Source organism: Hydrogenophaga defluvii (assembly GCF_042665235.1).
GTDB classification, from domain to species: Bacteria; Pseudomonadota; Gammaproteobacteria; order Burkholderiales; family Burkholderiaceae_C; genus Hydrogenophaga; species Hydrogenophaga defluvii_A.
Genome location: NZ_JBHTBZ010000040.1, coordinates 49,347 through 73,140 on the forward strand (window position 1 = coordinate 49,347; position 23,794 = coordinate 73,140).

Here is a 23,794-nt window from a genome sequence, read left to right on the forward strand (position 1 = left end):
AGCCGGAAAAACGGGTGCAAAGTGGGACTTTTCTCCACGCGTTGCAGCCGACGCGCTTCTGCCGCGCAGACTCCTAGCTTGGCATCGTCCTTGCATGATGGCGAGACAAGGGTAATCCCTTGGGTGCCTGGTTCCCAAAAACTGTATACACTTTGCTTCAGCAATCGCAGCGGTGCTGGCAAGCTGAAGGGTTTCAGGTTTGTCTGGTTCGCGGTTCGGAAGTGGTTCAGAGCGCCCGCAGTGGTGAACCGCAACGCCGTCACTTGGGAGAGGCTGCTATGGAAACCTACCTGCTCGATTGGGCCAACCTGCTGCTGCGCTGGCTGCACGTCATCGTCGCCATTGCCTGGATTGGCTCCTCCTTCTACTTCGTCTTCCTTGACAGCAGCCTCACGCCACCGGTCGATGATGACCTGAAAAAGCAGGGCGTGAGCGGCGAGTTGTGGGCGGTGCACGGTGGCGGTTTCTACCACCCTGTCAAGTTCAACGTCAGCCCGCCCAAGCTGCCCGATCACTTGCACTGGTTCTACTGGGAAAGTTACTCCACCTGGCTCAGCGGCTTCGCGTTGTTCCTGGTGTCCTACCTGTGGAGCCCCAGCGTCTACCTGATCGACCCCAAGGTGATGGCCTGGACGCCGGCGGCCGCCATTGGTGCTGCCCTGGCTTTCCTGGTGGTGTTCTGGCTGCTGTACGACGGCATTTGCCGCACCCTGGGCCAAGGTGAGAACGGCGATGCCAAAGTGGGCGCTGCCGTGTTGGTGCTGGTGTGTATTGCCGCCTACGCGGCCACACAGATGTTTGCAGGTCGGGCGGCCTTCTTGCTGGTGGGCGCCATGATCGCCACCGCCATGAGCGCCAACGTGTTTTTCTGGATCATTCCCGGCCAACGCACCGTGGTGGCCGATCTGAAGGCCGGTCGGCCGGTGGACCCCATCCACGGCAAGCGTGGCAAACAGCGCAGCGTGCACAACACCTACTTCACGCTGCCGGTGCTGTTTGCCATGCTGAGCAACCACTACAGCTTCACCTACAGCCATCCGCAGAACTGGCTCATCCTGATTGGGCTCATGTTTGCCGGCGCGGCCATCCGACAGTTTTTTGTCATGCGCCACGGTCACAAGTTGGGTCGCAACCCCCACCCATGGAAATACGCCGCCGTGGGTGTGGTGGTGTTGATCGGTTTGATCGTGTGGCTCAAGCCCGCGCCTTCGCCCACTGCCGCCGCGGCACCCGCTGTGGTGAGCTACGCCCAGCTTAAGCCGGTGATCGAACAACGCTGTGCCATGTGCCACGGCGAGGCACTGCAGTCCAAGGGCGTGCGGCTGGACAGCCCGGCGCTGTTGCAACAGCACGCTCAAACGGTTTACCAGCAGGTGGTGGTCAGCAAGCTCATGCCCATGAACAACGCGACCGGCCTCACGGATGATGAGCGGGCCTTGTTTGCCCAGTGGTTCAAGGGCGGCGCCAAGGTTGATTGAGGCTTGAACGAGCGGCACGACCCAGCAACGCTGGGTGGCCGCAGCGCTGGTCAGGCAAACACGTCGGCGTTTTGCAGGGTCAGGCCAGCGGTGTCCTTGGCCGACAACAAGGGGGTCATGCCAAGCTTCGGCCATTCAATGCCGATGGATGGGTCGTTCCAGGCCACACAGCGCTCGAAGGCCGGCGCGTAGTAGTCGGTGGTTTTGTACAGGAAGTCGGCGCTGTCGCTGGTGACCACAAAACCGTGGCCAAAACCCGGTGGCACCCACAGCTGGCGCTGGTTGTCCTCGCTCAGCTCCACCCCCACCCACTGGCCGAAGTGGGGCGAGCTTTTGCGCAGGTCCACCGCCACGTCGAACACCGCGCCCCGTGCCACCCGCACCAGTTTGCCCTGGGGTTGCTGGATTTGGTAATGCAGGCCACGCAACACACCCTTGGCCGAACGGCTGTGGTTGTCCTGCACGAAGTCAAAGCGCGTGCCCGTGGCTTCATTGAAGCGCTGCTGGTTGAAGCTCTCGAAGAAGAAGCCGCGCGCATCACCAAACACCTTGGGTTCGATGATGAGCACGCCGGGCAGGGCGGTTTCAATCACGTTCATGGCTTGTCTTTCAACAGGCCTTGCAGGTACTGGCCGTAGCCGCTTTTGGCCAGTGGCGCGGCGAGCTTTTCGAGCTGCGCGTCGTCGATGAAGCCGCTGCGCCAGGCAATTTCTTCCGGGCAAGCAATCTTGAGGCCTTGGCGGCGCTCCAGCGTGGCGATGAATTGGCCCGCGTCCAGCAGGCTGTCGTGGGTGCCGGTGTCCAGCCAGGCGTAACCCCGTTTCATGATCTGCACGCTCAGCTGGTTCTGTTCCAGGTAGGTCTGGTTCACCGTGGTGATTTCCAGTTCGCCACGGGCGCTCGGCTTGGTGGCCTTGGCGATGTCGATGACCTGCTGGTCGTAGAAGTACAGACCGGTGACGGCGTAGTTGCTTTTGGGGACCTTGGGTTTTTCTTCGATGCTGCTGGCCTTGCCGGCGCCATCAAACGCCACCACACCGTAACGCTCGGGGTCGGTCACGTGGTAAGCGAACACGGTGGCGCCGCTGGTCTGGGCATCGGCCGCGTGCAACAGGGGCTGGAAGTCGTGGCCGTAGAAGATGTTGTCGCCCAGCACCAGGGCACTGGGGCTGTTGCCAATGAAGGGCTCGCCAATGATGAAGGCCTGAGCCAGGCCATCGGGGCTGGGTTGCACGGCGTATTGCAGGTTGATGCCCCACTGGCTGCCGTCGCCCAGCAGTTGCTCGAAACGCGGCGTGTCTTGTGGCGTGCTGATGAGCAGGATGTCGCGCATGCCCGCGAGCATGAGCGTGCTCAGCGGGTAATAGACCATGGGCTTGTCGTAGATGGGCAGCAGCTGTTTGCTGATGGCCAGGGTGGCCGGGTGCAAGCGGGTGCCGGAGCCACCGGCGAGGATGATGCCTTTGCGTTGGGTCATGGGGTGTTGTCAGAGAATTTCATCGAGCATGCGGGCCACACCTTGTTGCCAGGGGGGCAGGCGCAGGCGGAAGGTGGTTTGCAACTTGGTGCAGTCCAGCCGCGAGTTGTGGGGACGGCGGGCGGGGGTCGGAAAACCTGAGGTGGGCACCTTGTCCACTTGCTCCGGCCCCGCCTTGAGTATGCGGCCCCGAGATTGTGCGTGCGCCAGCACACACCGGGCATAGCCATTCCAGGTGGTTTCGCCCGCAGCGGCGCAGTGGTAGAGGCCCGCACGTTCGGGATGCAGCAGGGTGCTGCGGGCCGCGTGTGCGGTCACGTCGGCCAAAAGCTCGGCACTGGTGGGAGCCCCCCACTGGTCGTCGATGACGGTCAGCCGCTCGCGTTCAGCGGCCAGGCGCAGCATGGTCTTGGCGAAGTTGCCACCGCGTGCCCCGTACACCCAACTGGTGCGCAGGATGAGGTGGCTGCAACCGCTGACGGCAATCGCGTGTTCCCCGGCCAGTTTGCTGCTGCCGTAGACCGAAAGTGGCCCGGTGGTGTCGGACTCCAGCCAGGGCCTTGAACCGCCACCGTCAAACACGTAGTCGGTGCTGTAGTGCACCAGCAGCGCGCCCAGCCGGGCCGCTTCTTCGGCCAACACCCCCGGGGCCAGGGCATTGATGCGCTGCGCCAACTCGGGCTCGCTCTCGGCCTTGTCCACCGCGGTGTGGGCGGCGGCGTTGACAATGAGATCAGGGCTGAGGGCACGCACGGTATCGCGCAGGCCGTCGAGCTGGGAAAGGTCGCCGCAGTGATCGGTGCTGTGGCGGTCGAGCCCCACGAGTTCGCCCACCACGCTCAGGCTGCGCTGCAGCTCCCAGCCAACCTGTCCGTTTTTGCCCAGCAGAAGTACCTTCACGCTGCGCTTTCGTACTGGGTGGCCACCCAGTCCCGGTAGGCGCCGCTTTGTACACGCGCCACCCAGTCGGCGTTGTCCAGGTACCAGGCCACGGTCTTGCGTATGCCACTTTCGAACGTCTCGGCCGGTTTCCAGCCCAGTTCGGCTTCGAGCTTGCGCGCGTCGATGGCGTAGCGCCGGTCGTGGCCGGGGCGGTCTTTCACGTAGGTGATCTGGGTCGCGTAACGCTGGCCGTCTGCGCGTGGTCGCATTTCATCCAGCAGGGCGCACACGGTGTTCACAATCTCGATGTTCGGCTTCTCGTTCCAGCCACCCACGTTGTAGGTCTCGCCCAGGCGACCGGCCTGCAACACGCGACGGATGGCGCTGCAGTGGTCTTTCACGTAAAGCCAGTCGCGCACCTGCATGCCGTCGCCATACACCGGCAGCGGTTTGCCGGCCAGGGCGTTGACGATCATCAGCGGGATGAGTTTTTCGGGGAAGTGGTAGGGCCCGTAGTTGTTGCTGCAGTTGGTGGTGAGCACCGGCAGGCCGAAGGTGTGGTGCCAGGCGCGCACCAGGTGGTCGCTGGCGGCCTTGCTGGCGGAATACGGGCTGTTGGGTTCGTAGCGGTGGGTTTCTGCAAAGGCCGGATCGGTGGGAGAGAGGCTGCCATACACCTCGTCGGTGCTCACGTGCAGGAAACGGAAGGCGGCTTTTTCCGTCTCGGGCAGGGTGTTCCAGTATCCGCGCACGGCTTCGAGCAGGCGAAAGCTGCCGAGCACATTGGTCTGGATGAAGTCCTCGGGGCCGTGGATGGAGCGGTCCACGTGGCTTTCGGCAGCAAAGTGCAACACGGCGCGCGGGTGGTGCTCGGCCAGCAGGCGGTCGAGCAGGACACGGTCGCCGATGTCACCTTGAACAAAGGTGTGGCGCCCGTCGCCCTGCAGCGAGGCCAGGTTTTCCAGGTTGCCGGCGTAGGTGAGCTTGTCGAGGTTGACGATGGGCTCGTTGGATTGTGCGAGCCAGTCGAGAACGAAGTTGGCGCCGATGAAGCCGGCGCCGCCGGTGACGAGGATGCTCATGGTGTGTTGGGCTTCGGGGTCATGACGACGTGTTGATCGGAGTGTGTCTGTGGCAACCTGGTGTGTAGGCTTGTCGTGGCGGCCATCAACCAAATGAGCGACATGCCCAAGGTCGCATCTCGGAAAGGCGCGTTGATCGTCGCGGTAACGACCACAGCGATGGCAAGAAGAAAGGCGATACCGCCCAGAGGGGAGTGGTTGACCCAGCTTTTCCAAAGAAACCAACCCAAGGTTGTCGCCAAGATCAGCATGCCCGGGAGCCCGGTTTCCATGCCATACAGCAGGAAGTCGTTGTGGGGATTGTTGGTCAGGCTCATCAACGGCGCTTGCACAGAGTGGGCATGCCATATCGGCTCCCAGCTGCCCAGTCCGGTGCCCAGGAGTGGGTGTGCCCAGATACTGTCCCAGGCCAGTCGGAACATGGCCCAGCGCACGCCCACGCTGCTGCCCTCGTAGTCGAGACCGGCCAACGACGCTTGCAGCTCGCTGACGGCTCGCAGCCAGCGGGCTTGCATCACAGGTGACAGCGACCAAGCCAGTGCAAATATCGTCAAGACCAACACCGGCGGCACCCACAGCGCTGCACGGTGGTGTCGCAAGCGGTACAGAAACAGCGCGCCTGGCAACAACACCAGCAGCAGATAGGCGTTGCGTGAGTAGCCGTATCTGGCGGCGGCAGTCATCGCGGCCCCCGCCAGCGAGAGGAGCAAGACACGGTGCAAGGTGCCGTGCCGATTCTGCAAGGCCAGCCAGAGACCAACACCTGCGGTACAGGCGAGCATGATCATCTTCTGGCTGCTGGCATTGCCGTCTACGATCAGCAGCTTGGCCCACAGAGGGTTGTCAGGCAGTGGCCACACCTGGTGCACGAGGATGACCGTCACACTCAGTCCAGCGCCAATGAGCAGACCATACACAGCTTGCCACGCCTCGTTCGGCCTCAGCATCAACCCGAGTGTCAGCACCCACGCCACTCGAACGATGTGAAACAGCCGGCTCGCACTGGCTGCCTCCCAGCCGGTCGCAAGCAGCACCACCATCGGCCACACCAGCGATGCCAGCAACAGCCAGCCGAGACCGGGGTGGTCGGCAAATGGCCAGCGTTCCCAGAATGACGTGCTGTCCGACAACAGCAAACACGTCAGCAGAAACAGCAAAAGGTAGGAAGCACCTACCGGCAAAAAAACCGCTATGCCCAGTGCCGTGGCCAGAGCACCTACCGCCCTATCTGTTCTTGTCATCTGGCTTGGTCTTGGGGCCCCTCCATGCGGCCCCACCTATTCAGTGCCCTTGGGCCACGTGTTCACCGGCCTTGAGACGGTACACCGTGCCGCAATACGGGCAACGGGCTTCGCCCGATTTGGCCACGTCCAGGTAGACCTTGGGGTGGCTGTTCCAGAGTTTCATGTCGGCCAGCGGGCTGGGGCAGAACACGCCGCCGTGGGCGTTGAGGTCCGTGGCGGCCAGCTCGATGGCGGCGTTGGCTGTGGGTGTGCTCATGATGGGTGTTTCAGACCAGGGTCAGCCAGTGGGCGTATTTCGGGTTGCGGCCACCCACGATGTCGAAGAACGCGTTCTGGATCTTCTCGGTGATGGGGCCACGCGAGCCGGCACCGAGTTCGATGCGGTCGAGTTCGCGGATGGGCGTCACTTCGGCGGCGGTACCCGTGAAGAAGGCTTCATCGGCGATGTACACCTCGTCGCGGGTGATGCGTTTTTGCACGATGTCCAGGCCCAGGTCTTTGGCGATGTGGAACACCGTGTTGCGGGTAATGCCGTTCAGGGCGCCGGCCGACAGGTCGGGGGTGTAGATGACGCCGTTTTTGACAATAAATATGTTTTCTCCAGCGCCTTCGCTCACGAAACCCGAGCTGTCCAACAGCAGGGCTTCGTCGTAACCCTCATCGGTCACTTCCATGTTGGCCAATATGGAGTTGGTGTAGTTGCTCACCGCCTTGGCCTGCGTCATGGTGATGTTGACGTGGTGGCGGGTGTAGCTGCTGGTCTTGACGCGGATGCCGCGCTTCAACCCTTCTTCGCCCAGGTAAGCGCCCCACGCCCACGCGGCCACCATGAGATGGATGGTGTTGCCCTTGGGGCTGACGCCCAGCTTCTTGTCGCCGATCCAGGTCAGCGGGCGCAGATAGCAGCTTTCCAGCAGGTTGTCCCGCACCACCGCACGATGCGCCTCGTTCACCTGTTCTTTGGTGAACGGAATGGCCATGCGCAGGATCTTGGCGCTGTTGAACAGGCGGTCGGTGTGCTCCTGCAGGCGGAAGATGGCCGTGCCTTGAGGGGTTTTGTAGGCGCGCACGCCCTCAAAGGCGCCGCAGCCATAGTGCAGCGTGTGGGTCAGGACGTGGATTTTGGCGTCGCGCCAGTCGACCATCTGGCCATCCATCCAGATCTTGCCGTCGCGGTCGGACATCGAGGGAATCACGGACATGTCTTGCCTTTGTTGTTGCGCCGCAACCATTGGCGGCAAAAAACGCATTTTACGGTGGTGCAGGGGGCACCTGCCAAAGCCGTTGGTAGCCGGGTGAGGGTGATCGCAGTCTGGCCGCCAGGCGATCCAGCCCTTCGCTTTCGACCAGGCTGGGGCGTTGCGGTGGCGTGCGTCCCAGCGCCAGCGCTTGGTCGCGGGTTCGCAGGGTCGCCTGAAGGCTGAGGGCGTAGACGTCGAAGTGGGCAATGGCCGCGAGCTTGCGGGTGCCTTGGTCCGGCACGGCCATGGCAAAAAACACATCGTTGGCGGCATGATCGACGTCTTGCCGATGTGGCGATTTCCAGCCGGGCGCCATCAGCGGGTGGTCACCCATGACAATCACGACCGTGTTCTGCATGTGACCTTGGCGATGCAGCTCGGCCAAGAAATCTTCGACCGCTGTGAGGCTGCAATCAAAGATGCCGAGCAGCGGCTGCCGGGTGTCGGGGGCAGGGCAGTGCCGCGACATCAGACCGTCGGGGCCGTGGGTGTCCAGGGTGAGCAGGCTCAGGAAAAACGGCTGTGGACCACGCGAGAGGTCGCCGAGGACCTGTTTGGCATAGGCCAGCATGGTGTGGTCCTCCACCCCCCACCAGTCCGTGGGCCATTGGTAAGTGTCTGTGCTTTTGCGTATGTCTTCCCGGCCGTACACGCTCTCAAAACCATGGGTCTGTAAGAACTGTCTTTTCCCCGCAAAGTCGGGGTCGGCGCCGCCCACAAAAGCGGTCTTGTAGCCTGCAGCGCGCAGCACGTCGCCCAGGCAGACAGCGCCGCGCAAAGGTGCCTGCATCTCGTCAAAGTTGTTGCGGCCTGTCCAACCGGTTGGCATCAGCGGCAAGCCACATTGGCTGGCCACTATGCCACCCAGTGTCCATTGCGTGCCAGGAAGTGTGAAAAAGCGGCTTGCCGAGGTGTGCTTTTCACGCCATCGTGCAAGCGGGCGCTGCGGCTGCACAAACTTGTTCTGCAGCGACTCCACATAGATGAGCACCAGGTTGTGAGGTGGGTGCCCAGTCTGTTGGGCCAGATATTCGATCTTGGGCGGCACGTGGTATGTCTCCATCCAGTCGGGCCCATCGCTCTGTCGTGTCCAGTGATCTTGAAGATTCAGCGCCTGTGCCGTTCGCATCAGCCCCATGCCACCCAACACGACCGCGCTTGCTCCCACCAGCAGCTCGACAAGACGGCGTCGCCCAGCGCCCCGGTGGACGAGAAGGCCTGCCAATAACGTCACCGCCAACCCCCAGGCCGTGGGCTTAAGAACCAGTTCACGCACCGTGCCCCGCACCAGCGCTGTTGGCACCGTTGCCCAGGTCTGTGTACCGCTCAAAGTCAGGTGAAACCAGGCCTGCTCCAAGCTGATGTCACCGAACTCCTCCACGATCCAGAACGGGAAGCGGTACAGCGCCATGGTCAATGCCGAGAGCACAAACGTGCCCAGCAGGCTGGTGCGTCGGCTCACGGGTTGTGAGGTCCGTCCGTGCGCTCCGTATCGGCCTGCACACGAACAATGTGGTGTTCCAGCAGCCGGCCATCCAGAAAGTGCGCTGTGACCGACGAGCCACTGGCGTCGCTCCAGCGGAACACCTCAGGCTGGGTGTCAGGCTCGGACAACATCTCGCCCAGGCTGCCGGTCAAGCCAATCACTTCCAGCAGTTTCATGCCGGGTTTGAGTTTCACATGGAGTTTGAGGGCATGGGCCACGCTGCCTTTGGGCTGGCTGGCTGCGCGCTTGAGCACCCGCAAGGTTTGGCTGAACTGGATCGTGAGCCAGAACATCAGCATGCTGAACGCCAACAGCAGCCCCAGGCCGCCGTATTGGCGCCAGGCGCCCCACAGAACCAGTGCCATGGCCGTCCACCAGAAGGCGGTTCGGGTGTTTGCCCTCCAGGGGCGTTGCGTGAAGAGACGCTGCATCGATGGAAAGAAAGTCAAAAAAAAGCCTAAAGACGGGACTCAAGTGTCCGATAACATGAGGGAACGGCGGTAATCCGTCGACCGTATCCGTCCAGCAAGGAGAACATCATGCTGACCATATCATCGATTGGCGTGGCCCCCAGGCCCCTGCAGACACCCGTGGCGACACCACCGCCGCCGGTGACGGCTGGCCGTTCCAGCCCCTCGGTGACGCGCGACAGCAGCGGTGGTACCGTGGTCAGCATCCCGTCTGGCGAAGGCACCGGTGCACAAGCCACTTACCTGCCATCGAGCTTGCCACCGGTCACGGCACCGGGTGAAGCTGTCCAGCCGGATTTGCCCAAAAACCTGCAGGCGGTGTCGGAAGAGGCGCCCTTGACCCCGTCGCGTTTCAAGGGTGAGTTGCCGGCCGAGCCCAAGTCGTCTGTGGAACAAGCGCTGGACCAACAGATCGAGCAGTTCATTCCCAACCTCTGGAAGGCCAGCCGGGCCGCTGTGGATGCCCTCAGTGCCAACGCAGAAGCCGCCGCACCCGAGGGACCGCGCACCGAAATGCCGATCAACGAAACACCCTACATGTTGCCGGAAGGCGGCAAACCGCCCAACAGCCCCGGCACCTTCATCGACATCGAAGTCTGAAGCGCTCCGTTGTGCCCCGTTTTTGCGGTTCAAATTCGGTGGCGCACCGCACCACCTGACGAGCGGATGCGCTCCGTCAGTGCGTCCGCGATCTGGAGCAAGGGCAACACCTCGTGGGCGGCGCCGGCCTGGATGGCCATTTTGGGCATGCCGAACACCACACAACTCGCCTCGTCCTGCACGTAGTTGTAGCTGCCCGCGTCGCGCATTTCTTTCATGGCGGTCGCGCCGTCGGCACCCATGCCGGTGAGCATCACGCCGTAGGCGTTCGGCCCCAACACCTTGGCCGCCGATTTGAACAGCACCTCCACCGAGGGCTTGTGGCGGTTGACCGGCGGGGTGTCCTCCACCACCGCCACGTAGTTGGCGCCACTGCGGTCAATGCGGAACTGCAGTCCGCCCGGGGCGATGTAGGCGTGGCCGGGCAGGATGCGTTCGCCGTCGCGCGCTTCCGACACCGAAATGCGACACAAGCTGTCGAGCCGGGCAGCGAAACTGGTGGTGAAACCCGGCGGCATGTGCTGGGTGATGACGATGGCCGGGGAGTCGGCCGGCATGCGCACCAGGATTTCTTTGATGGCTTCGGTGCCTCCGGTGGACGAGCCAATGCAGATGACTTTTTCGGTGGAGAGCCGGCCAAAAGGTTTGGCGGCCGTGGGTGCGGTGGTGGCGCCGGCACTTCCGCTGCCTGCCGAAGGCGGCGGGGCGGTCAGGCGCCGCACCTGCGCTTTGGCAGCAATGCGCAGCTTGTCCACAATTTCGTCGCCCAGTTCGCGCAAGCCGGAGGACACACCAATGCGCGGCTTGGCCACAAAATCCACCGCACCCATTTCGAGCGCCCGCATGGTGATCTCGGCCCCCCGTTCTGTCAGGGTGGACACCATCAACACCGGCATGGGTCGCAGCTTCATGAGGCGCGAGAGGAACTCCAGCCCATCCATCTTGGGCATTTCCACGTCCAGGGTGATGACGTCGGGGTTGAGTTCGCGGATCATCTCGCGCGCTGCCAGTGGGTCGTTGGCAGTGCCAATACAGGCCATGTCGGGCTGGCGGTTGATGATCTCGGCCAGCAGGCTGCGCACCAGCGCCGAGTCATCGACCACCACCACTTTGATCTTGCTCATCTTTCAGTCAGCGGGTTCAGAACAGGTCCACCGAGCCGCCAGCCGTGGATTGCACCACGTTGGCCACGTTGCCGGCACGTTCCTGGGTTTCGAGTTTGTCTGGGTGCGAGTGTGCCAGCCGTTTGACCATGGCCTTGCCCGTGACCGGAAAAAACACCACCTTGCGCGGATAAATGTCCAGCACGTCTTTGGAGACGATGGGGATGCGCTCCGTCTGGAGGTAGTCCATCACGAACTTGGTGTTGCGTTCCCCCACGTTCATGGTGGTGAAACTGTGAATGACCTGCCCACCGCCAAACACTTTGGCCTGCATGTTTTCGCGCCGGGCGCCCATCTTGATCATTTCGTTGATCAGCAACTCCATGGCGTAGGAGCCGTAGCGCCCGGAGGCATCGAGCGGCGTGCCTTCGGGCAGCATGAAGTGGTTCATGCCGCCAATGCGGCGTTGCGAATCCCAGATGCAGGCGGCGATGCAGGAACCCAGCACCGTCATGATGACGATGCCCTCCTCTGACACAAAGTACTCTCCCGGCAGAATCTTGACTGCGTTGGTTTTGAAGTGGTGGTCGGAGAAAAAGAACGAAGCTTCGCCCGGCTTGCGGGGCGCCGCTTTCAGTGTCTGCAGGTGGGCAGCGGTGTGGTGCATGTGGGCGCCCGGTTTTAGACTTTTTCGTACACGGTTTTGCCCCGCAGGGCGAACAGGGTGCGGGCATCGCTGAAGTTTTCGGCATGTCCCACGAACAGCGTGCCCTGGTCTTTCATCACGCGATGGATGCGCGCCAGCACCTGGCGCTGCGTGGTCGCATCGAAATAAATCATCACGTTGCGGCAGAACACCACATCAAACTGCTCCTTCAGCGCCCAGTTGTCCTGGATGAGGTTGAGCGTGAAAAATTCGATGTGGCGCTGCAGCTCGGGTTTGACGCGCGCATAGCCCGCGTTCGCGCCTTTGCCTTTGAGAAAGTACTTCTGCATCTGCGCCGTGCTCAGGCCCTTGATGCTGTCCAGTTTGTAGACACCGCGCGCGGCCGTGCTCAACACCTTGGTGTCGATGTCGCTGGCGAAAATGCGAAAGCGTCCTTCGGTGCCCAGCGCATCGGCCAGGGTGATGGCAATCGAATAAGGTTCTTCGCCGGTGGACGCCGCGCTGCACCACACCTTCCACTCGTGGGTGGGCGGTTTGGAGCGGATCAGTTTGTCCAACTCAATGAAGTGGTGGTTTTCACGGAAGAAAGACGTCAGGTTGGTCGTCAGCGCGTTGACGAACTCCTGCCATTCGGGGCCCGTGTGCTGCTGCTCCAGCGCGTCCAGGTAAGCTTTGAAGCTGCTGTGCCCGGTCTCGCGCAGCCGGCGCGAGACACGGCTGTACACCATGGCGTGTTTGCCATCGTGCAGGTTGATCCCGGCGTGTTTGTAGATCAGCGCCTTGATGCGGGTGAAATCCTGGTTGGTCCAGGTGAACTCCCTCCCCTGGGCGACCGGTCCGCTGTCGTCATCATCGGACATGGCGTACTTTCTGTTTTTATAAACGGGCTATATGCCTTACTACCGATTGCGTCGCACCAAGCCGGAGGTGTCCAGGATCAGGGCCACGCGGCCATCGCCCAGGATGGTGGCGCCCGAGATGTTGGGCACCTTTTTGTAGTTGGACTCTAGGTTCTTGATCACCACCTGTTGCTGGCCCAGCAACTCGTCCACCATCAGCGCCACCCGCGAACCGTCCGACTCGACCACCACCATCAGCGAGTTGGCTCCGTTGTTGTCGCCATCGCGCGGCACCTGGAAGATGCGGTCGATCTCGATGACCGGCATGTACTCCTCGCGCACCTTCACCAGCTGGCCGCCCTGGGCCACGGTGTTGATGTCGCCGGCCTTGACCTGGAAGGACTCGACCACCGACGCCAGCGGCAGGATGTAGACCTCATCGCCGACCCGCACCGACATGCCGTCCATGATGGCCAGCGTCAGCGGCAGGCGCACTTTGACGCTCATGCCATAACCTTCGGAGGTGTCGATGTCCACCGAGCCACCGAGCGACGCGATGTTCTTCTTCACCACGTCCATGCCCACGCCCCGGCCCGACACGTCCGTCACCTGTTCGGCGGTGGAGAAGCCGGGCGCGAAGATGAGCTGCCACACCTCGCTGTCGGGCATGCTGTCGGGCGCGTCGATGCCCCGCTGGCGCGCCTTGTCGATGAGCTTCTGGCGGTTCAGCCCCTTGCCGTCGTCACGCACCTCAATCAGGATGGAACCACCCTGGTGTGAGGCCGACAAGGTGATGGTGCCCATCTCGGGTTTGCCGGCCTTGAGGCGGTCGGCGGGCATTTCGATGCCGTGGTCGCAACTGTTGCGGATCAGGTGGGTCAGCGGATCGGTGATTTTTTCCACCAGGCCCTTGTCCAACTCGGTGGCTTCGCCCACCGTCACAAATTCCACTTTTTTGCCCAGTTTTGCGGCCAGGTCGCGCAGCATGCGCGGGAAGCGACTGAACACCACCGACATGGGAATCATGCGGATGGACATCACCGATTCCTGCAAATCGCGGGTGTTGCGCTCCAGATCGGCCAGGCCGGCCATGAGCTGTTGGTTGATGGAGGGGTCGAGGATGCGGCTGTTTTGCGCCAGCATGGCCTGGGTGATCACCAACTCACCCACCTGGTTGATCAGCTGGTCGATCTTGCTGACCGACACCCGCAGGGTGGTGGTTTCCAGCGTGGCGCCGGCCGCAGGCTTGGCCGCCGCTTTGGCAGGGCCTTTGCCGGCGTCACCTGTGGCCGCCTGGATCGCAGCCTCGTGCGCTGCGGTGTGGCTTTCGTGTGTGTGTGGGTTGCCCGGGGCGCCCGCAAACAGGCCGTAGCCCTGAATCAGGTCGTCGTTGCGGGTGACCTCGCCGGTGTCGGAGCGGCTGTGGTTGGCAATCGGGCTGCCCGGCGCCCCTGCGTACAGGCCATAGCCCTGTTCGATGTCACCACTCGGTGGTCGATCAGACGACACCGGGATCAAACTCTGGCTCACAAAAGGCGCGGGTTCTGGTGCCGGTGCGGCATCCAGCGGTTCCAGCTTGATCTTGTCCTTGGCCACGTGGAAGGCGAACAGGTCCAGCAAGTCGTCGTTGCTGCTGCTGGACTGGATCTCGAACACTTTGTGCTGGTTCTCGAAGGACTCGGACAACACGGTGCCCAGGCCGGCGATGTCGCGGAACAACTCCTTGATCGGGTCGGCCTCATCGGCTTTGTCCAGCGGGCCGATGGTGGCCTTGAGCTTGCGGTCGCCCGAGGCGACGGGCGCGGCTGACGCCACCGGGGCAGGTGGCGGCGGTGGGGGAGGCGGGGGCGCCTTGGCAGGAGCGGGTGCAGGGCCGCCACCCGTGGCCAGCACGCGGATGCGCGCCACGAGATCGCCGGTTTCCACGGGAGGAGCATCCAGACCCTGGTGCCGAGCCAGCAGGCCCTTGAGCACATCGGAGGCCTCCAGCAACACATCGACCATGGGTGACGTCAGCGTCAGCTCGTGGCGGCGCAGCTTGTCCAGCAGCGACTCCATCTGGTGTGTCATCTCCGCCACATCTTCAAACCCGAAGGTGGCCGCGCCACCCTTGATCGAGTGGGCGCAGCGGAAGATGGCATTGAGTTCTTCGTCGTCGGGGTTTTCGACGTCGAGTTCGAGCAGTTGCTGCTCCATGGTCTCCAGGTTCTCGCCAGCCTCTTCGAAGAAGATCTGGTAGAACTGCGTCAAGTCAAAGCTGTCGTCTTTTTTTGAATCGTCTGTCATGGCGTTCGCACCGTGGGCTGTGGTTGATGGCGGTGTGCCATCAGCGAATGACCTTGTTGATCACTTCGATCAGGCGGTGCGGGTCAAACGGTTTGACCAACCAGCCGGTGGCGCCGGCCTGGCGCCCGGCCTGCTTCATCTGGTCGCTGGACTCGGTGGTCAAAATCAAAATCGGCGTGTTCTTGAACTTGGGGTGATCGCGCAATTTGCGCGTCAGGCCCAGGCCGTCCATGCGGGGCATGTTCTGGTCGGTGAGCACCAGGTCGAAGTGTTGGCCTTGGGCCTTCTCAAGGGCGTCCTGGCCGTCCACCGCCTCCACCACCTTGAAACCCGCACCCACCAGGGTGAAGGACACCATCTTGCGCATCGATGCGGAATCGTCGACGGCCAATATTGAGTGCATGAATAACCTCGTTCTCGAAAATTAAAACAGCTCGATCGAGCCCGCATCCATTTCGCTCTGTGTCACCGGATTGGGGCGCTCCGGCAGGCAGGTTTCCACCACGCCCAGTTCGTCCTCTTCCAGTTCCATGGCCTCTTCGGCCAACTTGTAGGCGCACCCCCTGAGGACCTTGCCGGTGTGCACCAGCAACTGCGAGGCCATGTCGTGGAATTGCAACTCTGTCACCGCCAAATGCAAGGCTTCGCCGATCTGGCGTGTTTGCGCATTGTCGCCATGCAGCGCCTGCAGGGCCGAGATGGCGGTGTTGAAACGTTCCAGCAGGTTGCCGGTGGCATGGTCGAGCAGGCCTTCGAGCCGCTTGAGGTCATTCATCGCCACCAGCAGAGAATCCTGCATGTCGGCCACGGCAGTCAGGGTGAGCGCCACGGTGGGTTCGGTGGCGCGGTCGGGCATGGGCTCGTAGTGGGGTACGTCGTCTGCCCGTGCCCAGCGGCGGCGGTCCTGGTGCGAATGGGGATCCGGTTCCATGGGGGCTCAGTTCTGAGAATGGTTTGTACCAGACACTGCGTCGAACCGATCTGTCAGCGGCGAGGCCGCTTGATAGAGATCAACGGTCGCTCTGAATTGAAAATTATCTTCATAATGAATGCCTCCCAATAGCGTATCGGTCGTTATTTTGAATTTCTTTAGCATACTCCACCTCGAGGACAGCCTCGCCGACCACGAGTTGGTTGACCATATTCTGGGGCGCAGCGGGTGGCATTTCAAGCTTTTTCACGTTGATACCTTGGAAAGTTTCGAAATGGCCTTGCGTGGGGGGGGCATCGACCTGGTGCTGGCCGACTACCACCTGGCGGGTTTCTCCGGACTGGACGCCTGGGAATGGATGCAGACCCAGGCGATTGACCTGCCGTTTGTCCTCGTTTCGGGCGCCATCGGTGAAGCGGTGGTGGCCGATGCCATGGTGCGTGGGGTCAGTGACTATGTGGACAAGAACCGCCTCAGTCGCTTGCCCATGGTGGTGCAACGTGCCCTGGAGCACCACCGCATCAAGTGTGAGCGCGCCCAGACGGCGCTGGAACTTGCGGCTTCCAAACAACGGCTGGCCGAACTCACCGAGCACTTGCAATCGAGCATAGACCGCGAACGCGCCGACATTGCGCGCGAGATCCACGACGACATCGGCGGCTCGCTGGCCGCCATCCGGCTGGACCTGGCCTGGCTGGGGCGCCGCGCGACCGACGACGACACCCGCGCCCATCTGGCATCTGCCCAAGACATGGTGGCGCATGCCCTGGGCGCCAGCCAGCGCATCATGCGCAACCTGCGTCCTGCCGTGCTCGACCAGGGGCTGATTGCCGCCATGGAGTGGTTGGTGCAAACCTTCGCCGACCGCACGGGCATCCGTGCCCAACTGCGCCACGCTGGCGACATGCCGCATTTGACACGCGAGGTGGAGATGGTGGCCTACCGCACCGCGCAAGAAGCGCTCACCAATGTGGCCAAACACGCGGGCGCGACCGAGGTGCGGCTGGAATTGAGCGATCTGGAGGGTTTTCTGACGCTGGAGGTGTCGGACAACGGGCAAGGCGCGTCGCCCGAGGCGCTGGCCAATGCCAACGCCTTCGGGCTGCTGGGCCTGCGCGAGCGTGCCCAGACGGTGGGCGGCTGGCTGGACGTCGTCAACCCCGGCCCCGGTCAGGGCATGACGCTGATCCTGTCGGTGCCGCTGGCACACTCATCGAACGAAGAACTGGCCAAGGGAGAAGAAGCATGATCAAAGTGGTCTTGTGTGATGACCACGCGGTGGTGCGCCGGGGGGTGCGGGACACCCTGAGCGAGGCCACCGACATCCAGGTGGTGGGCGAGGCCGACAGCTACGCCAATTTGCGCGAGGTGCTGCGCAAGCAGCCCTGCGATGTGTTGTTGCTGGACGTGAACCTGCCCGGGCGCAGCGGCTTGGAGATCCTGGCCTCGCTGGCCGAACAGGGGCCGCCGGTGAAAGCCCTGATGGTGTCCATGTACCCCGAAGACCAGTACGCCATCCGCTGCCTCAAGGCCGGCGCGGTGGGCTACCTCAACAAGGCCGGCGATCCTGCCGAGCTGCTGGTGGCGGTGCGTGCCGTGTCCCAGGGGCGCAAGTACATCACGCCGCAGATCGCGGAGTTGCTGGCCAACAACCTGGCGGCCCCTGCGGCAGAGGAACTGCATTCCACCTTGTCCGAGCGCGAGTTGCAGACCCTGCAGAAAATTGCCAGTGGCAAAAAGCTGTCGCAGATCGCTGAAGAACTGATGCTCAGTCCCAAGACGGTCAGTGTCTACCGTGCACGTGTGTTGGAGAAGTTGGGTCTGGCCAACAACGCCGAGATGACGGTGTATGCCATCCGCAATGGCATCGTCTGACGTGGGCTGATGGTGGCCATGGCCATCAGATGAAAATTTCGGACACCACCCGCATCAACCTCGCCACGGGCTCTTCGAGCATGGGCACCGTGACCGCAATGCTCACCAATCCAGCCGACAGCGTGAGTGGAAAACCGATGGCAAACACGTTCATTTGGGGTGCGATGCGGGAGATGATGCCCAGCGCCACGTTGATGAACAGCAACATGCCAATCATGGGCAGGGCAATCCACAGGCCGTAGGTGAAGATGATGGCGCCCAGCTCGTGCAGGCGCAGGGTTTGCAGCGATGCGAGCGGGTCACCGCCGACCGGAAAGGTGGAGAAACTGGCGTTGACCGCCTGGATCAGCATCAGGTGCCCGTTGAGGACCACGAACAGCATCATGGACAGGTTGCCAAAAAAGCGGCCTGCCGAGCTGGACTGCGAGTTGGTCGTGGGGTCAAAAAAACCGGCAAAGTTCAGGCCCATCTGCAGCCCCACGATTTCGCCCGCCATCTCCACTGCCGCAAAAACGATGCGCACCGCCAGCCCAATGGCCACGCCAATCGCGAGTTGCTGCACCACGGCGCCAAAAGCACCGGGACCATTGAGGGAAATCACGGCCTGATCGGGCAGGCCGGGTTGCAGGCACAGCGCAATCACCAGCGCCAAGCCCACCTTGGTGCGGGTGGGCACGCTGCGCGAGGAGAAGATGGGTGCGCTGGTGAACACCGCCAGCACGCGAAGAAACGGCCAGAAGATGGGCGACACCCAGGCCATGATCTGGGCTTCGCTGAACGTGACCATGTTCAGATCGCGTAGTCAGGAATCGAAAGTAGCGTTCGGCGGATGAATTCGACCAAGGTGGTCAGCATCCACGGGCCGGTCAAGGCGAACACCGCCACTGCCGCGATCAGCTTGGGCACAAAGGACAGGGTGGATTCGTTGATCTGGGTGAGTGCCTGGAACAGGCTGATCACGAGGCCGACCACCAGCACCGTGCCCAGCACGGGTGCTGCCACCATCAGCAGCATGAACAGGGCGTTTTGCCCTATGGTGAGTACAGCTTGGGGGTCCATGGCTATGTCCCAAATGAAGCCGCCAGTGAACCGATCAGCAGGTTCCAGCCGTCGGCCAGCACAAACAGCATGAGCTTGAAGGGCAGGGCCACCAGCACGGGCGACAGCATCATCATGCCCAGCGACATCAGGATGCTGGCCACCACCATGTCGATGACCAGAAAGGGGATGAAGATCATGAAGCCGATCTGGAAGGCGGTCTTCAATTCGCTGATCACAAAGGCCGGCACCAGCACCCGGAACGGGGCCGTGTCCACCGTGGTGTCGGCGGGCAACTTGCCCAGCTTGGCAAACAACTCGAAGTCGGACTGGCGCGTCTGGCGCTTCATGAATTCGCGCATGGGCACTTGCGCGCGGTCCAGTGCCTGGTCAAAGCTGATGGCGTTGGTGCTGTAGGGCTGGTAGGCGTCTTGATAGACCTTGTCGAAGGTGGGGCCCATCACAAAAAACGTGAGAAACAGCGACAGGCCGACGATGACCTGGTTGGGCGGTGAGGCTTGTGTGCCCAAGGCCTGACGCAGCAGCGACAACACAATCACGATGCGGGTGAAGCCCGTCATCATCAGCAACACCGCCGGCAGGAACGACAGCGCGGTGAAAAAAAGCAGGGTCTGGATGGGCACCGAATACGTGGTGCCTCCGGCGCCCTGACCCACCACCAGCGGCAATTGGCCTGCGGCGGGTGCGGCTTGTGCCCAGGCCAGTGCGGGCAGCAGCAGGCCCAACAGCGGCAGGCAACGGGCAAGCGACTTCATGAGGCGGCGCCCGCCTGGTCGGGTGGGGGCACACCCACCGATACCTGGACCGGCGCGGCCAGGGCCATGCTGTGCAAGGTGGTGATCTGCCCGGGTGTCACACCCACCGTGAGCAGGTGCCGAGCCCGGCTGCCGGGTTCGATCAGCTCCAACACCAGCACCCGCTGTTGCGGGCCCACGGCCAGCGAGCTGATGACCTTGATGGCCTGCGCGTCCGGTGAGCCACCGATGACGTTGCGCTGGCGCAGCCACTTCACCCCCCAGGCCGCCGCCAGCAACAGCGCCAGCAGCATCAGCGCGGGCGCAAACGAGGGCATGGTGTCGGGTGTCATGGTTTGCTGACGCGGCGCAGCCGTTCGGACGGCGTGACGATGTCGGTCAGGCGGATGCCGAACTTCTCGTTCACCACCACCACCTCACCCTGTGCGATCAGGTAGCCGTTGACCAGCACGTCCATGGGTTCGCCGGCCAGGGCGTCGAGTTCAACGATGGAGCCTTGGCCAAGTTGCAGGATGTACTTGATGGGCACCTTGGTGCGGCCCAGCTCCACCGACAGCTGGACGGGAATGTCCAGCACCATGCTGATGTCGTTCTGCGTCGTGGGCGCGCTGTCCACGTTGTCGAAATGGGGCGCTCCGGCCGCGAAGTCGCCGCTCATGCCTGAGGTGGACTGCTCCTGAAGCGCCTGTGCCCAGTCGTCGGCCACGTCGTCCTGGTCTTTGGGGTCGTTTTCATTTGTCATAGGAATCTCCAGTCCACGACTTGTCGGGGGTTCGCAGCATGCGTTCGACCTTGAGCGCGTATTTGCCGTTGTGGGTGCCGTACTGGCAGGCCACCACCGGCACGCCGTCTATGCCGGCTTCGATTTGCGACTTGCGTTCGAGCTCGATGAAGTCGCCCACTTTGAGGGCCAGCAGCTGTTCGACCGTGGCATCTGCGGTGGCCAGCTCGGCCACCAGTTCCACATTCGCCGCCTGAATTTCGTGGCTCAACAGTTTGACCCAGCGCCGGTCCACCTCGATGGCGTCACCCTGCACCGAGGAGTACAACACGTCGCGGATGGGCTCCAGCGTCGCGTAAGGAATGCACATGTGCAGCGAGCCGGTGAGGTCGCCGATTTCCAGGGTGAAGCTGGTGGAGACCACAATTTCGCTGGGCGTGGCGATGGTGGCGAACTGCGGCTGCATTTCCGAGCGCTGGTAGGCCAGCTCCAGCGGGTAGACCCCTTTCCACGCTTTTTTGTATTCTTCCGACACCACCTCCACCAGGCGGTTGATGACCCGTTGCTCGGTGGGCGAAAAGTCCCGGCCCTCGATGCGGGTGTGGAATTTGCCGTTGCCACCAAACAGGCTGTCGATGACGCCGAACAGCAGCGTGGGTTCACACACGATCAGGCCATTGCCGCGCAAGGGGCGAATGGCCACGATGTTGAAATTGGTGGGCACCACCAGTTCGCGCAGAAAAGCGCTGTACTTCTGCACCGCCACCGTGCCGACCGAAATTTCGGGGCTGCGGCGGATGAAGTTGAACAGCCCCACACGCAGATTGCGTGCAAACCGCTCGTTGATGACCTCCATGGTGGGCATGCGCCCACGCACGATGCGCTCCTGGCTGGACAGGTCGTAGCTGCGCACGGCACCCGTGGGCACCTCTTCCTTGGCGAGCTTCTGGCTCTCGCCGGTGACGCCTTCGAGCAGGGCGTCGATTTCGTCCTGGGAAAGGAACGATTCGCTCATGGCTATTGGACGATGAAGCTGGAGAACAGCACCGCCTGGATGGGGTTGTTCCTTTTGCCCTCGTACCCGAGTTGGCGCGAGATTTCGGCGGTGATGTCGGCGGCCAGTTGCTCCTTGCCCTGCACCACCAGCAACTCTTCGGTGGTGCGTTGCGACAGGATGATCAAAATCGCATTGCGGATACCCGGCATGTAGGCCTTGATGGCATCCCCAGTGGCCAAGCTGTCGAGCTGCAACGTGATGCCCACCTGCGCAAAGCGGTTGCCGCCCGGATCGGCCAGGTTGACCACCATGTTTTCCAGTGGCAGGTAGGTGGGGGGGGCCTTCGGGTCAAATTTGGCGGCCTTGGCGGGCGCGGCATCAGCTTCGCTCTCGTCGTCTGCGCCCTGTTTCTTGAGCAGAAAAAAGGCGGCTGCGCCACCAGCCACCACCAGCAGGATCACCACCGCCAGGATGATGATCAGCATCTTCTTGCCCTTGGCGGGCTTGGCTTCGGCGTCGCCGGCAGCGGGTGCTTTGGTGGCCATGTGTGGTTCGTGTGGATGTGCAGTGAGGTCGGTCAGCGGCCGCAGGTAGGCGCGCCATGGCAGCAATTATGGCGGTTGCCTGAGACCGTTTTCCCGGTGATAAGCGGCAGGAACCGGCCCCTATTGAGCGTCACGGCGGCGTGACGGCGCTCAGACATACACATCGAGCCCCGTGGAGTGAGGGTGCCGGGGTTGCAAACTGGCCGCCGGGGTGCCGGGCGCTTCGCTGCCTGCGGTGGCCTTGCCAGGCTGGCCGAACGCTTCCTGTGACGTGCTGGCGCCGTTGCCCGCGTTCTGCGCACCGATGGACACCTGGCCCAGGTCGATGCCACTTTGTGCCAGCAACTCACGCAGCACTTCGGTGCCGCCCTCGGCAATGGCGCTGCGGGCGGCCTCGTGGTCGGTGAGGAATTCGATTTCAGCCTGGCCGTTTTTCATCGACAGTTTGACGTCCATGGCCTGCTGCCAGCCGTTGCCCACACGCAGGGTGGCCTGGCGCACGCCGCCTTGCTGGACCCAGTAGCTCACCTGTTGGCTCATCTGGTCCATGGCGTCTGCCCACTGTTCGCGCCATTGTTCGGGCGGGTTGCCCACCTCTTCCGCGTGGTGGGCCTTGTCGGTCAGTTCGTTGCCACCCAGTGTCTCGCCGCCCAGGTTGTTTTGGGAGGGGTCTTCGCGGCTGGCGGCGCGGACATCGAGCGGCGTGGCCGGCTCGGATGCCGATGTTTCGTTGTTGGCATCGACGCTGTTGTCGGGGTCTGCTGTGGTTTGCGCCGACGCAGCCACGGACATGGCAGCATGCCCGGTGGGGTCTGTGGTGCCTGGTGAGGTTGGCGGGCTGTTGGTGACGATGGACGTGGCCGACGTCCCAGTCCCCACCTCCGCCATGGCCTGGCGACCCCAGGCGACGCCATTGGCATTGGCCTGGGCGCCGCTCTGAGCGGTGCTGTCTTGCCCCGGTGCGGTGTTGCGCATGGCTGCGCCCAGTTGCCGCGCCAAGTCGCGTACCGCCTTGCCGGGCGCAGGTTGGTTCTCTGGCTCAATCTGGGCCAGCGGTGTCGATGCCATGTTGGTGGCCGCTTCATCGGTCACATCGGCTTCGCTCGGCAGGCCCATGGCGGCGGCGGATTCGCCGGCATCCATTGGCACGCCGGTGCCGCTGGACACGGCGGTGGTGGACCCGTCGTGCCCTTCGGCTTGGCCATCGGAAGGCGCGCTCTCCGCCTGTGCCCTGGCCAGCAGCGCCAGCAGCGTTGCGTTGGCCTGCGCGGCCGGGTGCAGTCCGTCCACCGCCACCTCGCCCGCAGCGTCCTTGTCGGAGGCGCCCGCAGACCCTTTGCCCGTTTTTCGCCGGTTCGGCCCGGTCGCCTCGGTCGCTTCGGTGTTGGGGTCTTGGGTTTTGAGACCGAACAGCTTGCCTCCCAATTGCAGCGCGTCCAGGTCGGTGTCTTCATCGCAGGCCAGGCTCAACAAGCGCGAAAAGCCCCCGCCCTGTTGTGACCCCTGGGCGGCGGTGTTCTGACGGGCGTTGAGCAGCTTTTGCTGCGCGGCGCGGTCTTGTTGGTGGGTGCTGTTGATGGGGGTGGTCATGGTCATGGCCTCCAGTTGGGGGTGTTGGCCTGGCGCCGGTGGGCGTTGGCGGCCATTTCATCGTTGTGTTTCTGGTCACGCCGCTGGGCGGCGTGCGACGAGGCCTGGCGTTTGCGCTCGGCAAACTTGTTCAGTGCGGCCAGTTCGCGCTCGGCTTCATGCACCCGTTGTTCGCAGCGCAAGACCTCGGCGTTCAGGCGTTTGAGCACATCGTCTTGGAACCGTGCGGCCTCGTCGATGCGCGCCATGAACTGGCGGTGGTGGTGCAGGAGTTGTGCGGTGACGCCCTGGCTCGCCCGCTGGTTCCATCGGGTCTGTGACTCGTTCGCGTAGCTGTGCAGTTGCGCCAATTGCTGCTGCCCTTGTTCGAGTGCCTGGCGCGCCTGGCCGAGCGCGCGCAGGCAGTCGTCGCGGCGCATGCTGGCCACTTCCACCACGGTCTCGATTTGGCGTTCATTGGCCATGG

The 23,794-nt window shown here is 62.9% G+C and carries 28 protein-coding genes; 4 read left to right on the plus strand and 24 right to left on the minus strand.

The features are described 5' to 3' along the window. Positions 1-278: 278 nt before the first annotated feature. On the plus strand, positions 279-1,478 hold the full coding sequence (locus tag ACFQU0_RS13740) for a urate hydroxylase PuuD (RefSeq protein WP_382201706.1): 1,200 nt from the start codon (positions 279-281) through the stop codon (positions 1,476-1,478). Between the two features lie 50 nt (positions 1,479-1,528). Here the strand turns inward: ACFQU0_RS13740 and rfbC are convergent, their stop codons facing one another. The 9 genes from rfbC to ACFQU0_RS13785 form a co-directional block, all read right to left on the minus strand. Continuing rightward, entirely contained in the window at positions 1,529-2,077 is a 549-nt protein-coding gene (gene rfbC, locus ACFQU0_RS13745; RefSeq protein WP_382201708.1) for a dTDP-4-dehydrorhamnose 3,5-epimerase, read from the minus strand. Continuing rightward, positions 2,074-2,955, minus strand: coding sequence for a glucose-1-phosphate thymidylyltransferase RfbA (gene rfbA, locus ACFQU0_RS13750; RefSeq protein ID WP_382201709.1), 882 nt, complete (start codon positions 2,953-2,955; stop codon positions 2,074-2,076). The genes rfbC and rfbA overlap by 4 nt, the downstream gene beginning before the upstream one ends. A 9-nt stretch (positions 2,956-2,964) precedes the next feature. Further along, on the minus strand, positions 2,965-3,855 hold the full coding sequence (gene rfbD / locus ACFQU0_RS13755; protein ID WP_382201711.1) for a dTDP-4-dehydrorhamnose reductase: 891 nt from the start codon (positions 3,853-3,855) through the stop codon (positions 2,965-2,967). Further along, positions 3,852-4,919 carry a dTDP-glucose 4,6-dehydratase gene (rfbB, locus tag ACFQU0_RS13760; RefSeq protein WP_382201713.1) on the minus strand — a complete coding sequence of 356 codons (1,068 nt, stop codon included), beginning with the start codon at positions 4,917-4,919 and terminating at the stop codon, positions 3,852-3,854. The genes rfbD and rfbB overlap by 4 nt, the downstream gene beginning before the upstream one ends. Continuing rightward, the gene (locus ACFQU0_RS13765; RefSeq protein ID WP_382201715.1) at positions 4,916-6,076 is read right to left on the minus strand and encodes an O-antigen ligase family protein; all 1,161 of its coding nucleotides are present in this window, start codon (positions 6,074-6,076) and stop codon (positions 4,916-4,918) included. Before ACFQU0_RS13765 ends, rfbB begins: the two co-directional genes overlap by 4 nt. Before the next feature lie 124 nt (positions 6,077-6,200). Then, complete coding sequence (locus ACFQU0_RS13770; protein WP_382201717.1) at positions 6,201-6,419, minus strand: zinc-finger domain-containing protein; 219 nt, start codon at positions 6,417-6,419, stop codon at positions 6,201-6,203. A 10-nt stretch (positions 6,420-6,429) separates the two neighbouring features. After that, a complete protein-coding gene (locus ACFQU0_RS13775) occupies positions 6,430-7,365 on the minus strand; it encodes a branched-chain amino acid transaminase (protein WP_382201719.1) in 936 nt (311 codons plus the stop codon). Positions 7,366-7,414: 49 nt separating this feature from the next. Then, positions 7,415-8,866 (minus strand): LTA synthase family protein, encoded by a 1,452-nt coding sequence (locus ACFQU0_RS13780; RefSeq protein WP_382201721.1) that lies wholly within the window; start codon positions 8,864-8,866, stop codon positions 7,415-7,417. Next, on the minus strand, positions 8,863-9,255 hold the full coding sequence (locus ACFQU0_RS13785) for a glycerate kinase (protein WP_382201723.1): 393 nt from the start codon (positions 9,253-9,255) through the stop codon (positions 8,863-8,865). Before ACFQU0_RS13785 ends, ACFQU0_RS13780 begins: the two co-directional genes overlap by 4 nt. A 174-nt stretch (positions 9,256-9,429) precedes the next feature. Between ACFQU0_RS13785 and ACFQU0_RS13790 the strand changes: the two genes are divergently transcribed. Next, positions 9,430-9,960 carry a hypothetical protein gene (locus ACFQU0_RS13790; RefSeq protein ID WP_382201725.1) on the plus strand — a complete coding sequence of 177 codons (531 nt, stop codon included), beginning with the start codon at positions 9,430-9,432 and terminating at the stop codon, positions 9,958-9,960. A 29-nt stretch (positions 9,961-9,989) separates the two neighbouring features. Here the strand turns inward: ACFQU0_RS13790 and ACFQU0_RS13795 are convergent, their stop codons facing one another. Genes ACFQU0_RS13795 through ACFQU0_RS13820 form a run of 6 tightly spaced genes read right to left on the minus strand, consistent with a single transcriptional unit; the run spans position 9,990 to position 15,711 of the window. Further along, positions 9,990-11,084 (minus strand): protein-glutamate methylesterase/protein-glutamine glutaminase, encoded by a 1,095-nt coding sequence (locus tag ACFQU0_RS13795; protein ID WP_382201726.1) that lies wholly within the window; start codon positions 11,082-11,084, stop codon positions 9,990-9,992. A 16-nt stretch (positions 11,085-11,100) separates the two neighbouring features. Further along, entirely contained in the window at positions 11,101-11,730 is a 630-nt protein-coding gene (gene cheD, locus ACFQU0_RS13800) for a chemoreceptor glutamine deamidase CheD (RefSeq protein WP_382201728.1), read from the minus strand. A gap of 14 nt (positions 11,731-11,744) precedes the next feature. Continuing rightward, positions 11,745-12,590, minus strand: a complete 846-nt coding sequence (locus tag ACFQU0_RS13805; protein ID WP_382201729.1) for a CheR family methyltransferase — start codon at positions 12,588-12,590, stop codon at positions 11,745-11,747. 39 nt (positions 12,591-12,629) lie between these two features. Beyond that, positions 12,630-14,855 carry a chemotaxis protein CheA gene (locus ACFQU0_RS13810; protein ID WP_382201731.1) on the minus strand — a complete coding sequence of 742 codons (2,226 nt, stop codon included), beginning with the start codon at positions 14,853-14,855 and terminating at the stop codon, positions 12,630-12,632. Between the two features lie 40 nt (positions 14,856-14,895). Beyond that, entirely contained in the window at positions 14,896-15,258 is a 363-nt protein-coding gene (locus ACFQU0_RS13815; RefSeq protein ID WP_382201732.1) for a response regulator, read from the minus strand. A 21-nt stretch (positions 15,259-15,279) separates the two neighbouring features. Next, complete coding sequence (locus ACFQU0_RS13820; RefSeq protein WP_382201774.1) at positions 15,280-15,711, minus strand: hypothetical protein; 432 nt, start codon at positions 15,709-15,711, stop codon at positions 15,280-15,282. 193 nt (positions 15,712-15,904) lie between these two features. On the opposite strand from ACFQU0_RS13820, the gene ACFQU0_RS13825 reads away from it, so the two are divergent. Together ACFQU0_RS13825 and ACFQU0_RS13830 are read left to right on the plus strand one after the other, a co-directional pair. Beyond that, positions 15,905-17,035, plus strand: coding sequence for a hybrid sensor histidine kinase/response regulator (locus ACFQU0_RS13825; protein WP_382201734.1), 1,131 nt, complete (start codon positions 15,905-15,907; stop codon positions 17,033-17,035). Further along, positions 17,032-17,661, plus strand: a complete 630-nt coding sequence (locus tag ACFQU0_RS13830; RefSeq protein WP_382201736.1) for a response regulator — start codon at positions 17,032-17,034, stop codon at positions 17,659-17,661. Before ACFQU0_RS13825 ends, ACFQU0_RS13830 begins: the two co-directional genes overlap by 4 nt. A gap of 25 nt (positions 17,662-17,686) precedes the next feature. On the opposite strand, the gene fliR is transcribed toward ACFQU0_RS13830, so the two are convergent. The 9 genes from fliR to fliJ form a co-directional block, all read right to left on the minus strand. Beyond that, positions 17,687-18,448, minus strand: a complete 762-nt coding sequence (gene fliR, locus ACFQU0_RS13835) for a flagellar biosynthetic protein FliR (RefSeq protein WP_382201738.1) — start codon at positions 18,446-18,448, stop codon at positions 17,687-17,689. Positions 18,449-18,450: 2 nt separating this feature from the next. Beyond that, positions 18,451-18,720: a flagellar biosynthesis protein FliQ gene (fliQ, locus tag ACFQU0_RS13840; RefSeq protein WP_382201740.1), complete on the minus strand. Its 270-nt coding sequence runs from the start codon at positions 18,718-18,720 to the stop codon at positions 18,451-18,453. Between the two features lie 2 nt (positions 18,721-18,722). After that, positions 18,723-19,475 carry a flagellar type III secretion system pore protein FliP gene (gene fliP / locus ACFQU0_RS13845; protein ID WP_382201741.1) on the minus strand — a complete coding sequence of 251 codons (753 nt, stop codon included), beginning with the start codon at positions 19,473-19,475 and terminating at the stop codon, positions 18,723-18,725. Then, positions 19,472-19,807, minus strand: coding sequence for a flagellar biosynthetic protein FliO (locus ACFQU0_RS13850; protein ID WP_382201743.1), 336 nt, complete (start codon positions 19,805-19,807; stop codon positions 19,472-19,474). The genes fliP and ACFQU0_RS13850 overlap by 4 nt, the downstream gene beginning before the upstream one ends. Next, positions 19,804-20,217: a flagellar motor switch protein FliN gene (gene fliN, locus ACFQU0_RS13855; protein WP_382201745.1), complete on the minus strand. Its 414-nt coding sequence runs from the start codon at positions 20,215-20,217 to the stop codon at positions 19,804-19,806. The genes ACFQU0_RS13850 and fliN overlap by 4 nt, the downstream gene beginning before the upstream one ends. Next, entirely contained in the window at positions 20,207-21,211 is a 1,005-nt protein-coding gene (fliM, locus tag ACFQU0_RS13860) for a flagellar motor switch protein FliM (RefSeq protein ID WP_382201747.1), read from the minus strand. Before fliM ends, fliN begins: the two co-directional genes overlap by 11 nt. A 2-nt stretch (positions 21,212-21,213) precedes the next feature. Next, entirely contained in the window at positions 21,214-21,738 is a 525-nt protein-coding gene (locus ACFQU0_RS13865) for a flagellar basal body-associated FliL family protein (protein WP_382201748.1), read from the minus strand. A 150-nt stretch (positions 21,739-21,888) separates the two neighbouring features. Continuing rightward, positions 21,889-23,328, minus strand: coding sequence for a flagellar hook-length control protein FliK (locus tag ACFQU0_RS13870; protein ID WP_382201750.1), 1,440 nt, complete (start codon positions 23,326-23,328; stop codon positions 21,889-21,891). Positions 23,329-23,330: 2 nt separating this feature from the next. Beyond that, positions 23,331-23,792 carry a flagellar export protein FliJ gene (gene fliJ / locus ACFQU0_RS13875; RefSeq protein WP_382201752.1) on the minus strand — a complete coding sequence of 154 codons (462 nt, stop codon included), beginning with the start codon at positions 23,790-23,792 and terminating at the stop codon, positions 23,331-23,333. Between the last annotated feature and the right edge of the window lie 2 nt (positions 23,793-23,794).

Excerpts from the sequence above, each read along its gene's own strand:
- ACFQU0_RS13740 (WP_382201706.1), top strand. The coding sequence starts at position 279 with ATGGAAACCTACCTGCTCGATTGGGCCAACCTGCTGCTGCGCTGGCTG.
- rfbC (WP_382201708.1), bottom strand. The coding sequence starts at position 2,077 with ATGAACGTGATTGAAACCGCCCTGCCCGGCGTGCTCATCATCGAACCC.
- rfbA (WP_382201709.1), bottom strand. The coding sequence starts at position 2,955 with ATGACCCAACGCAAAGGCATCATCCTCGCCGGTGGCTCCGGCACCCGC.
- rfbB (WP_382201713.1), bottom strand. The coding sequence starts at position 4,919 with ATGAGCATCCTCGTCACCGGCGGCGCCGGCTTCATCGGCGCCAACTTC.
- ACFQU0_RS13770 (WP_382201717.1), bottom strand. The coding sequence starts at position 6,419 with ATGAGCACACCCACAGCCAACGCCGCCATCGAGCTGGCCGCCACGGAC.
- ACFQU0_RS13775 (WP_382201719.1), bottom strand. The coding sequence starts at position 7,365 with ATGTCCGTGATTCCCTCGATGTCCGACCGCGACGGCAAGATCTGGATG.
- ACFQU0_RS13785 (WP_382201723.1), bottom strand. The coding sequence starts at position 9,255 with ATGGCACTGGTTCTGTGGGGCGCCTGGCGCCAATACGGCGGCCTGGGG.
- ACFQU0_RS13790 (WP_382201725.1), top strand. The coding sequence starts at position 9,430 with ATGCTGACCATATCATCGATTGGCGTGGCCCCCAGGCCCCTGCAGACA.
- ACFQU0_RS13795 (WP_382201726.1), bottom strand. The coding sequence starts at position 11,084 with ATGAGCAAGATCAAAGTGGTGGTGGTCGATGACTCGGCGCTGGTGCGC.
- cheD (WP_382201728.1), bottom strand. The coding sequence starts at position 11,730 with ATGCACCACACCGCTGCCCACCTGCAGACACTGAAAGCGGCGCCCCGC.
- ACFQU0_RS13805 (WP_382201729.1), bottom strand. The coding sequence starts at position 12,590 with ATGTCCGATGATGACGACAGCGGACCGGTCGCCCAGGGGAGGGAGTTC.
- ACFQU0_RS13810 (WP_382201731.1), bottom strand. The coding sequence starts at position 14,855 with ATGACAGACGATTCAAAAAAAGACGACAGCTTTGACTTGACGCAGTTC.
- ACFQU0_RS13815 (WP_382201732.1), bottom strand. The coding sequence starts at position 15,258 with ATGCACTCAATATTGGCCGTCGACGATTCCGCATCGATGCGCAAGATG.
- ACFQU0_RS13820 (WP_382201774.1), bottom strand. The coding sequence starts at position 15,711 with ATGCCCGACCGCGCCACCGAACCCACCGTGGCGCTCACCCTGACTGCC.
- ACFQU0_RS13825 (WP_382201734.1), top strand. The coding sequence starts at position 15,905 with ATGCCTCCCAATAGCGTATCGGTCGTTATTTTGAATTTCTTTAGCATA.
- ACFQU0_RS13830 (WP_382201736.1), top strand. The coding sequence starts at position 17,032 with ATGATCAAAGTGGTCTTGTGTGATGACCACGCGGTGGTGCGCCGGGGG.
- fliR (WP_382201738.1), bottom strand. The coding sequence starts at position 18,448 with ATGGTCACGTTCAGCGAAGCCCAGATCATGGCCTGGGTGTCGCCCATC.
- fliQ (WP_382201740.1), bottom strand. The coding sequence starts at position 18,720 with ATGGACCCCCAAGCTGTACTCACCATAGGGCAAAACGCCCTGTTCATG.
- fliP (WP_382201741.1), bottom strand. The coding sequence starts at position 19,475 with ATGAAGTCGCTTGCCCGTTGCCTGCCGCTGTTGGGCCTGCTGCTGCCC.
- ACFQU0_RS13850 (WP_382201743.1), bottom strand. The coding sequence starts at position 19,807 with ATGACACCCGACACCATGCCCTCGTTTGCGCCCGCGCTGATGCTGCTG.
- fliN (WP_382201745.1), bottom strand. The coding sequence starts at position 20,217 with ATGACAAATGAAAACGACCCCAAAGACCAGGACGACGTGGCCGACGAC.
- fliM (WP_382201747.1), bottom strand. The coding sequence starts at position 21,211 with ATGAGCGAATCGTTCCTTTCCCAGGACGAAATCGACGCCCTGCTCGAA.
- ACFQU0_RS13865 (WP_382201748.1), bottom strand. The coding sequence starts at position 21,738 with ATGGCCACCAAAGCACCCGCTGCCGGCGACGCCGAAGCCAAGCCCGCC.
- ACFQU0_RS13870 (WP_382201750.1), bottom strand. The coding sequence starts at position 23,328 with ATGACCACCCCCATCAACAGCACCCACCAACAAGACCGCGCCGCGCAG.
- fliJ (WP_382201752.1), bottom strand. The coding sequence starts at position 23,792 with ATGGCCAATGAACGCCAAATCGAGACCGTGGTGGAAGTGGCCAGCATG.